The organism is Mesorhizobium sp. M4A.F.Ca.ET.022.05.2.1, from assembly GCF_003998845.1.
In the GTDB taxonomy this organism is placed as follows: domain Bacteria; phylum Pseudomonadota; class Alphaproteobacteria; order Rhizobiales; family Rhizobiaceae; genus Mesorhizobium.
Genome location: NZ_RZOJ01000258.1, coordinates 1 through 8,822 on the forward strand (window position 1 = coordinate 1; position 8,822 = coordinate 8,822).

At 60.5% G+C, this 8,822-nt stretch carries 8 protein-coding genes and 2 pseudogenes; 3 read left to right on the top strand and 7 right to left on the bottom strand.

The features are described 5' to 3' along the window. Together EN745_RS37680 and EN745_RS23575 are read left to right on the top strand one after the other, a co-directional pair. Window positions 1–149: pseudogene (locus EN745_RS37680) on the top strand (ABC transporter permease); the annotation flags it as partial. A 63-nt stretch (window positions 150–212) separates the two neighbouring features. Next, a complete protein-coding gene (locus EN745_RS23575; protein ID WP_245487815.1) occupies window positions 213–1,073 on the top strand; it encodes a 5'-methylthioadenosine phosphorylase in 861 nt (286 codons plus the stop codon). Between the two features lie 386 nt (window positions 1,074–1,459). On the opposite strand, the pseudogene EN745_RS23580 reads toward EN745_RS23575, so the two are convergent. After that, a pseudogene (locus tag EN745_RS23580) lies at window positions 1,460–1,805 on the bottom strand (tyrosine-type recombinase/integrase); the annotation flags it as partial. Between the two features lie 360 nt (window positions 1,806–2,165). Here EN745_RS23580 and EN745_RS23590 point away from each other — a divergent pair. Beyond that, on the top strand, window positions 2,166–2,537 hold the full coding sequence (locus EN745_RS23590; RefSeq protein WP_189363140.1) for a hypothetical protein: 372 nt from the start codon (window positions 2,166–2,168) through the stop codon (window positions 2,535–2,537). Here the strand turns inward: EN745_RS23590 and EN745_RS23595 are convergent. Genes EN745_RS23595 through EN745_RS23615 form a run of 6 tightly spaced genes read right to left on the bottom strand, consistent with a single transcriptional unit; the run spans window position 2,481 to window position 8,600 of the window. Beyond that, the gene (locus tag EN745_RS23595) at window positions 2,481–3,626 is read right to left on the bottom strand and encodes a P1 family peptidase (RefSeq protein ID WP_210213773.1); all 1,146 of its coding nucleotides are present in this window, start codon (window positions 3,624–3,626) and stop codon (window positions 2,481–2,483) included. The two genes, EN745_RS23590 and EN745_RS23595, sit on opposite strands and share 57 nt — an antisense overlap. Next, window positions 3,623–5,236, bottom strand: coding sequence for an ABC transporter ATP-binding protein (locus tag EN745_RS23600; RefSeq protein WP_127422389.1), 1,614 nt, complete (start codon window positions 5,234–5,236; stop codon window positions 3,623–3,625). Before EN745_RS23600 ends, EN745_RS23595 begins: the two co-directional genes overlap by 4 nt. A 1-nt stretch (window position 5,237) precedes the next feature. Continuing rightward, window positions 5,238–5,375, bottom strand: coding sequence for a hypothetical protein (locus EN745_RS37175; protein ID WP_245487816.1), 138 nt, complete (start codon window positions 5,373–5,375; stop codon window positions 5,238–5,240). Further along, window positions 5,372–6,079, bottom strand: coding sequence for an ABC transporter permease (locus EN745_RS23605; protein WP_245487817.1), 708 nt, complete (start codon window positions 6,077–6,079; stop codon window positions 5,372–5,374). The genes EN745_RS37175 and EN745_RS23605 overlap by 4 nt, the downstream gene beginning before the upstream one ends. After that, window positions 6,076–7,014, bottom strand: a complete 939-nt coding sequence (locus tag EN745_RS23610) for an ABC transporter permease (protein ID WP_127422390.1) — start codon at window positions 7,012–7,014, stop codon at window positions 6,076–6,078. Before EN745_RS23610 ends, EN745_RS23605 begins: the two co-directional genes overlap by 4 nt. Window positions 7,015–7,058: 44 nt before the next feature. Beyond that, window positions 7,059–8,600 carry an ABC transporter substrate-binding protein gene (locus tag EN745_RS23615; RefSeq protein ID WP_127422391.1) on the bottom strand — a complete coding sequence of 514 codons (1,542 nt, stop codon included), beginning with the start codon at window positions 8,598–8,600 and terminating at the stop codon, window positions 7,059–7,061. Window positions 8,601–8,822: the final 222 nt, after the last annotated feature.

Here is an 8,822-nt window from a genome sequence, read left to right on the forward strand (position 1 = left end):
TCGCCAGCGGCCGCAACAGCACGCTGCCGAAGCTCATGTTCCTGTCGCTGCGCGATCAGATCGATCCAACCATCGCGGCGATCTCGACATTATGGACCGCCATCGTTGTGGCCGTCATCCTGATCGTGACGCTTCGCCAGAAATCCTGACCGAGACCGGAAATCATGCCAAGCAATCCTATCGCAGCCGACCATCAGACAGACATCCCCAAGGTGGGGCTGGCGATCATCACCGGTTCTGCAAACTGGGGGCTGGCCTTTCCCGAAGATGTCGAAGTCGATGGCGTGCGCACCTTGCGGCGGGACATGAGCTTCGAGACGCCTTTCGGCCGCACCGACAATTGGAAGCTCATCGAGTTCGATGCCTCGATTACCGCCGAAGGCAGAACGAAACAGGCGCTGTGCATGTATTCGCATGGCAATCCCCGCGACCATATCGACCATTCCTGCCATCGCCGCGCGTTCTGGGTGTTGATGAACGCGGGTGTGAAACAGGTCGTCTCCTGCTCAACCATCGGTGCCGTCAACAAGGCGATCCAGCCGGGCGACATGGTGGTGAACGCCGATATCATCGAGCTAACGCAGACCCCATTCTCACTGCTTCCCGGCCGCCAGAGCTTCGACTGCTCCGGCAAGCAGATCGTATGCCCCAGATGCGCGGCCGTTCTGGTCAAAACCGCGCGCCGTCACTGGCCGCCGCAATGCCGCGTTCATGGCATCGAACAGCAGTTGGTGGCTGCCCACTGTTACGGGCCGCGTCTTACGAGCCCGGCCGAAGCCTTGGCGTTTCGAAGCATGGGGGCCGACGTGCTCAACCATTCGATTGCCCCCGAAGCCACCTTGTCGCGCGAGATCGGCGCCTGTTTCGTGCCCTTGGCGTTCGTTACGGCGGCCTTCAATGACTATATGGACCGTAATCGCCAGGAATTGCTGCAACAGGACGTTTTGCCGAGCCTGTCCATGACCGCCTCGCGGGTTGCGCTGGAAACCGCCGCATGGCTTCCGGCCGATCCGCAATGTTCCTGCCATGCCTTGAAATCGCCGCAGCCGGAGGAACGTTCCAGCCGTTTCTGAGCCAGCGCCAGCCCTACCTCAGCCTCGCCGATCGGCGCCTCGAGTGCCCGGCTCGCAGTAAGAGACCGCGTCTATCGCGGCAGCTTTCTGCCACTGCTCTTCCCCGGCAGAGCGTCTCGCAGAGCGCTTGTGCTAAGGCGAAAGCCGTTTTCTGTGGCGATAGTTCTCGCAGGGGAAACTAGTCCTCCTCCAGATCATTGGGTTCGCCAGACCATACGAGAGAATACGAAGGAAACGGGGTGGCGAACCACCCGCTAACATATTGATTTCCTGTAGAAAACGATGACCCTCCGGGCCCACCATTATCGTTATTTATCAAATGGCTTACGGGTAGGTTCGCCAACAGGGTCGCCAAAAGGTTCGCCAACCATCGGCTTGCGGGTCACCAGCCGCACGACTCGATCCATACCCTGCACCGCCAGACGAACCTGGGATGCCTCGCGCGAATAGAGTTCTGAGTGACCGATATCGTCGTGACCGAGCACGTCCATGAGCTGCCGGGTCGAGGGCCTCAGCCTCCGCCAGATAAACACCGAGAGACTTCCTCAGCCCGTGCAAGGTCAGGCCCTTCGTCAGGCCGGCAAGCTTGCACCAATGCGCCATCATTCCCGTCAGCGACTTGGCGGAGAATGGGTCACCGTAGCCGTTGACCAGGACAGTCTCTCCGCGCCTGTCGGCCGCATCCAGGATCTCAGACAGCATCGGTGTGATCGGCACGAAAAGCCGTTTGCCGCCGGTTCGTCCCTTGTTCTTGGCCTGAACGATATCGCGCGCAATCGGGTTGTCATCACGTCGATCGAGCCGACGCGTGCGCTATGCACCAACCGATCGGTTGCTGAAGACTCTCGTCGTGACGTGCGTGGATAGCAGGCTTGAATTCAAAGACTCCTGGCGCGCTTACATGAGCGGTACGGAATCGTCATTGGAGATGCTCAGGCACGATCATTTGTCGATGCCGGGACTGCAGATCAGGAAGACTTTTCGGACAATGCGCATCGGCTCGAAGAGCGTTTGGCAAGCCTGGGTCTTCTCAGGCGACTATCCGACAGCTGCGCCTACGTCGAAAACCCATTACAGAGAGCGAGGAGCCGAGTGAACCCCTCTGATCTCATTGGCGCCGCCGGCGCGACATCGATCCGTTTGTGTCTTGACGCGCTCTCGCCGGAAGATGGCATGGCGCGCTACCTTCTTGATCGTTTGACTGGCGAGCAGGTCGCTGCGATCACCCGGGCGTTGCTCACTGATCCGAAAACCACCGAGCTTCTGAAAATTGCGTTGCCGCGCAGTCTGGTTTCACCCTTCGGACTTCCGGACAGCTTGATGACGGACGAGCGGATGGTGGCGATCCGGCACTCCGACTACAACCGTCCCGCACTTCTTTTTGCAACACAGATGAAGCCAAGTCGATCATTGCCGATTGCTGCGATCCAGGTTGGGACAGGAAGCCTCCATTTGTCGGCCTAGTCTAGGGCGCCCGTAGTCCGCCATGATCGATATCAGCCTGGCCGTGTCGATTGCCGGGCAGACCTGGCCCCTCGGCTTGAACATCGCCACGTCTTCGCCTGCGACGATGGCGTTGATCACGCTCTCGTCGATGGCTTCGACGGCTGCCTCATAAAGCGGATCAAGCTCCTCCCAGTTCAGGGAATGGCGTGTAATTACTGGGCCTGCATGAAGCGGGTTCGGCATGTCATCGGCCACCGAGAAGGCAAGGAAGATGTCGCCCGACGCGTTGCCACCCGGCGAGCCTGAGCGTCCTATCCCGATGGAGCCGCGCTTTGCCAGTTGCCGAAGCACCGCATCCGAAAGCGGTGCGTCGGTCGCTATGATGACGATAATCGAGCCGGTCTCCTTGTTTCGGGAGCGGCCGCCCGGCATTTCGCGACCGACAGGCACGCCCAAAACCGAAAGCCACGGGCGAACTCCGTAGTTTGCCTGCACCAGCACCCCGACTGTATAAATCCTACCGCCGATGCTGATCTGGCGCGATGCGGTGCCCGTGCCGCCCTTGAAGTCATAGGCGATCATGCCGTTGCCGCCGCCGATCGACCCTTCGGCGACCGGTCCGGATTTCGCGGCGTCCAGCGCCGCGACCACATGTTCGGCTTTGACGAACATCGCGTTTATGTCGTTCAGGCAGCCGTCATAGGTTTCCGCCACAATCGGCAACGCCCAGGCATGTTCTTCCTCAAAGTGCTTGGCGTACGTGCGGATCATCCACTCGGTGGCTCCCGTGTGGGCCGCGCCTATGCCGTGGGTGTTGGTGATGCAGATCGGGCCGACGAAATACCCCGCATCATTGACCCAGTGAACGCCGGTCATCTCTCCGTTGCCGTTCAGACTGTGAAAGCCGGCCCAGACAGGTCTGGGCGTATCCCGTTCGGCACGTGGAATGATGGCCGTCACGCCGGTGCGCATGTTCTTGCCTGGGTCGGTCAGCGTCGTGAAGCCAACCAGAACGCCCGGTACGTCGGTGATCGCATTGTAGGGTCCGGTCTTGCCGGGAAAGGGAAGGCCAAGGTCACGGCCGCGCGGTTTCGTCATGGTTTTCATTCCACATTGGCAATCATCAATTTCGGCACGGCATTCAGCAGTGCCTGGGTGTAGTCAGTCTGCGGGTTGCGGAGCACGTCGGCGCTACGGCCATATTCGACGAGCTTGCCATGGCGCATCACCGCCACCTCCTCGCAAAGGTGCCTCACGACGGCGAGGTCATGCGAAATCAGGATCAGCGTGAGGTTCAGCTGTTTCTGGAGCCGTTTGAAAAGTTCCAATATCTGCGCCTGGATCGACACGTCCAGCGCCGATGTCACCTCATCGGCGATCAAGATGGCGGGCGACATGGCAAGGGCACGCGCGATGCCGACACGCTGGCGCTGGCCGCCGGACAACTGGTTGGTCTTGCGGTGCAACAGCTCTTGCGGCAGTTCGACCATGCTCATCAGCTGCTTCAGCCGCTCTGGAGCCTCGGACGGCGCGCAAAGCCTGTGAGCGATGAACGGTTCCAAAAGGGTCTGCTTGATCGTGTAGGCAGGGTTCAGGGACAGATAAGGGTCCTGAAAAGCCATCTGCACGACGCGGCCGCGATCCTTTCCGCGCTCCAGCCCTTCGATGTGAATGGAGCCTGACGACGGCTTCAGCAGCCCGACCAGCGCGCGGGCCAGCGTGCTTTTGCCGGACCCGGATTCGCCCACGACGCCCAGGCATCCGCCCCGGCGCAAGGAGATGGTGACCTTGTCCACCGCGCGAACCGTATAAGCGGGCTTTCCGCGAAGCATGTCGGTCAGGCTTCTCGGGGCGGGGAAGGTAATCGACAGGTCCCTGACCGCCATGATTTCGCTTTGGTCCGGCGCGGAAAAATGCGCGCGGTCGGGCAGAAGGAACGGCTGGGACCGGATCAGTTGGCGGGTATAGTCGACCTTTGGCCGGGTCAGGATTTCTTCCCTGGTGCCTGCTTCGACGATCCGGCCATCCTTCATCACGATGATGCGATCGCACACCTCGCCGATCACGCCGAGGTCGTGCGTCACCAGAACAATTGTCAGGTCGCGCTCCTTGCGGATGCTCCGGATCAGCGCGAGGATTTGGGCCTGGACGGTCACATCGAGGGCCGTCGTCGGTTCGTCGGCGATCAGGAGCCTGGGCGAACAGGCCAGCGCCGCGGCAATCATCACCCGCTGGCGCATGCCGCCCGACAGCTCATGCGGGTAGGCCTGCGCGCGGCGCGGCGCCTCGAGGATTTTCATGTCGTCGAGCAGACGAACGGCCTGCGCGGATGCTTCCGCGCGGCCTAGCTGACGATGGATCATCAGCCCTTCGGCCACCTGATCGCCGACCGTCATGGTCGGGTCGAGATGCGTCGACGGGTTCTGAAAGATCATGGCCGCCTTCTGGCCGCGATAAGCCTTCAGGTCGGCGGCCGACATCTTCAGGACGTCATTGCCATCATAGAGGACGCGGCCCTGCCTTACCTTCGCGTTGGGCGTGAAAAGCTGCAGCAGCGCCCGACATACTACCGACTTGCCGGAGCCGGATTCTCCCACGATCCCCAGCGCCTCCCCCCGGCGGATCGCAAAGGAAACGCCCTTGACGGCGTTGACCGGGCCATGGACCGTGTCAAAGGTGACAGAAAGGTCTTCGACAGAAACGAGAATATTGTCCAACTCAAGCCTCGGGGTCCAGAATATGGGCCACGCCGTCGGCGATCAGCGACAGGCCGAAGGCCAGTGAACAGAGGGCGATGCCGGGGCAGAGCGATATCCACCAGGCGGAGCCAAGATAAGTGCGCCCCTCGGCGATCATGACGCCCCACTCAGGCGTCGGCGGCTGCACGCCAGTCCAAGAAAGCCCAGCGACGATCCCAGGACGACCGTCAGCACCGCGTCCGTCATCAGAAAGACGCTGGAAGACACAATCGCGTTCGGCAGGATGTGACGCAGCATGATCCGGCGGCGGCGGTAGCCCAGGACGCGCGCGGCCAGAATGAAATCGGCATTGGTCAGGACCAGCGTCTCACTGCGCACCAGCCGGGCATAAGTGACCCAGTTCACGACGGTCAGCGAAACAAGGTAACCCGTCAGGCCCGGCCCGATGATGGCGACAATCGCAATGACCAGCACGAAATAGGGAAAGGAGATCGTGACCTCGAGTATGCGCATCAGAATCCCGTCGAGCCAGCCGCCGGAATAGCCAGCCAGGAGACCCACCAAGGTTCCAAGCAGGAAAGGCCCGATCACACCGGCCACCGCCATCAGAAGGTCGATGCGCGCGCCGTAAAGGACGCGGGCAAAGATATCGCGGCCCACCGAGTCGGTGCCCAGAAGATGGTCGGCACTTGGCGCCAGCGTCGCTTTGACCACGTTGACCGCGATCGGGTCGTACGGTGTCAGAAGAGGTGCGAGCGCCGCGGCAATCACCCAGGCACCGGTGATGACCAAGCCGGCGATCAGCGCGGCGGAGGCTTCCTTCCGCAGCCAGGTCGCGGACGTGCTCAGGGCGGACCTCATGTCTTGACCCTGGGATCAAGCGCCGCGATCACGACATCTATGACCAGATTGGAGATCACGATGCCGGCGGCCATCACAAGCGTCACGCCCTGCACCACCAGATAGTCGCGGCTGAGAACCGAGCGTACCAGCAAGAGACCCAGCCCCGGAACGTTGAAGACATTTTCAACCACGACCGTGCCGCCGATCAGGAACGAAGCCACTACCCCGAACAGGCTGACGGTGGGCAGAAGCGAATTCCGGAAAACATGCCGCCAGAAGACGTTCTTTTCCGGCACACCCTTCGATAGCGCCGCCACGGCGTAACCGGCATTCATCTGCTGTATCAGCGTGGCGCGAAAATTCCGCGTCAGGATCGGTGTCACCGAGATGGCGATCGTCAGGGCCGGCAGGAACATGTGATAAAGATTGGCCAGAAAGCCGTTCCCATAGCCCGATACGGGGAAGAGTCCGGCCTTCAGCGACAGAACCAGCACCAGCAACAGGCCGACGAAGTAGGACGGGATGCCGACACCGGCCACGCAGAGGACGCGGATTGCCTGATCCAGCCATCCGCCCCGGCTGCGCGCTGCCGCGATGCCCAGAAGAAGGGTCAGCAGCGCTGACAGGAACAAGCCGTAGACCAGGATGTAGACGGTCGGGCCGATCCTGTCCAAAAGCAGTGGTCCGATCGCCGATCGAAAGCTCATGGACTGACCGAAGTCACCGCTCAGCACATTCCTGATGTAATAAAAATATTGAATGAATACAGGCCGATCGAGCCCGTAATGTTCGCGAAGCTGCGCGATCGCCTCGGCGCTGGCTTTTGGCCCCAGGAGCAACCGTGCGGGGTCCCCTGGGGTCAGTTGCAGAAGAACGAAGCTGACGAGGCTGATCCCGATCAGGACCGGGATCAGCTCGAACGGCCGCCGAAGGACGAAGGAAAAACGAGTCATGTGGCAGGCTTGCTGAATTTATCTGAGCGATGCATCGGTGGCGCTCAGCTCTTCAGGTCCGCCTCTTCGATGGTCGAATACTGGCAGCCGGGATCGAACGCCAGGCCGGTCACATTGGCGGCGCGCGCGCTGGTCCAGGTGGGATGATAGAGCGCGACCTGCGCCACTTCCTCCACGCAAATTCGCTGGATCTTTTTGTACATCTCGTCGCGCTTGGCCTGATCGACTTCCGCAGCGGCCGATTCGATCAGCGCGTTCACTTCCGCGTTGTTGAAGCGCGTGTAGTAGGACTTGTTTTCGCCCGCGCCCCAGGCGCACCAGCGCAGGGCGTTGTCGGGGTCAGTCGTCTCGTTGTACCACCAGTTGAGCTGCGCTTGATATTTGCCGTCGACCAGTTGCGTCCACGCCTGACCTGAATCGATCGACTGGATCGTGACCGTAATTCCCACCTCGGCCAATTGCGCCTGGATCAGAATGGCCAGCTTGTCTTCGTCGGTCGCTCCCGCATTGGTCATGAGCTCGAAGGACGGTGCCATGCCGGAGCTCGCCAGAAGGGTCTTGGCTTTCTCGACGTCACGAGCGATCACGGGCAGGTCTTTGTCGAAGAATTCGAGCATCGGACTGAAGATCGATGAAGCCGGCTTGCCATAGCCCGCCGTGACGGCATCGGTGATGGCGCGCCTATCAATGCCGAAACTGACCGCCTGACGGAATTTCACGTTGCTGAAGGGCTCAGTCTCGTGATTGATCAGCATGTCATAAGTGGCGCTCGAGGGTTCCGAAGCAACCTTTACACCGGCAGTCTCGAGTTCCTTCATGCGGCTGTAGGGAACACCCATGACCACATCGAGTTCACCCGCCTGCACCATGGCGACGCCGGTATTGTCGTCAGACACGGAGATGAATTCGATGCCGTCGAGCCTGGGATGGCCGGACAGGTAAAAATTCTCGTTGCGGGCCATGATCACCCGGTCGCCGGCGCGCCACTCGACGAATTTGAACGGGCCGGACGTGACCGTCGGGTTACTCCCGAATTTCTCGTCGCCCAAGGCTTTGACCGATGCCTTGGAAACGATCCCGGTATTCCAGATTTCGCAAAGTTTCAGGAAAGCCGGGAACGGATGGGACAAGCCCATCCTGACCGTTCGCGCATCTGCCGCCTCGATCTTTTGCAAGGACTTGAACGGCGCCGCATAGACAGAGTCTGCTTGGAACCGCATGCGGTTATAGGTGAAAGCCACATCGTCGGCGGTCAACGGGCTGCCGTCCGAAAACTTCAGGCCGTCTCGCAGGTGAAAGGTATAGGTCAGTCCATCCTCCGAGATCTTCCAGCTTTCGGCCAGGCCCGGTCCGATCTCGCTTTGATCCGCGTTAGCCTTCATCAGCCGGGAAAACATCATCCCCTGGGAGATGATGTCGGACCCGAGAACGGTCTTGATCGGGTCGAGCGTCTGAACGGGTGTTCCATAGCCAATCCGCAGAACCTTCGTTCCGGCGGACGCTGCCGCCGAGATGAACCGATCAAGGATGGCAGGCGCGGACAACCCGGTCGCCAGCGTTGCTTTGATAAAAGTCCGTCGATCCATGTGAGTGCTCCCGATGCGCTTTAGCTTCGCGCCAGCGCTATTGCCGCCTAATGTCGAGCGGGCGCTGGCTTTCTGTCAATAACATTGTTATGGTATCTTTCTAACGTAGCGAAAGAGCCTTGGCTGGGTAGGTCGTGTCAAAAACCACTGTAAAAAAACTGCAGGCCGCGTTGCCCAAACTGTCGGCGACCGAAGCGCGGATCGGGAACTATATTATTAGAA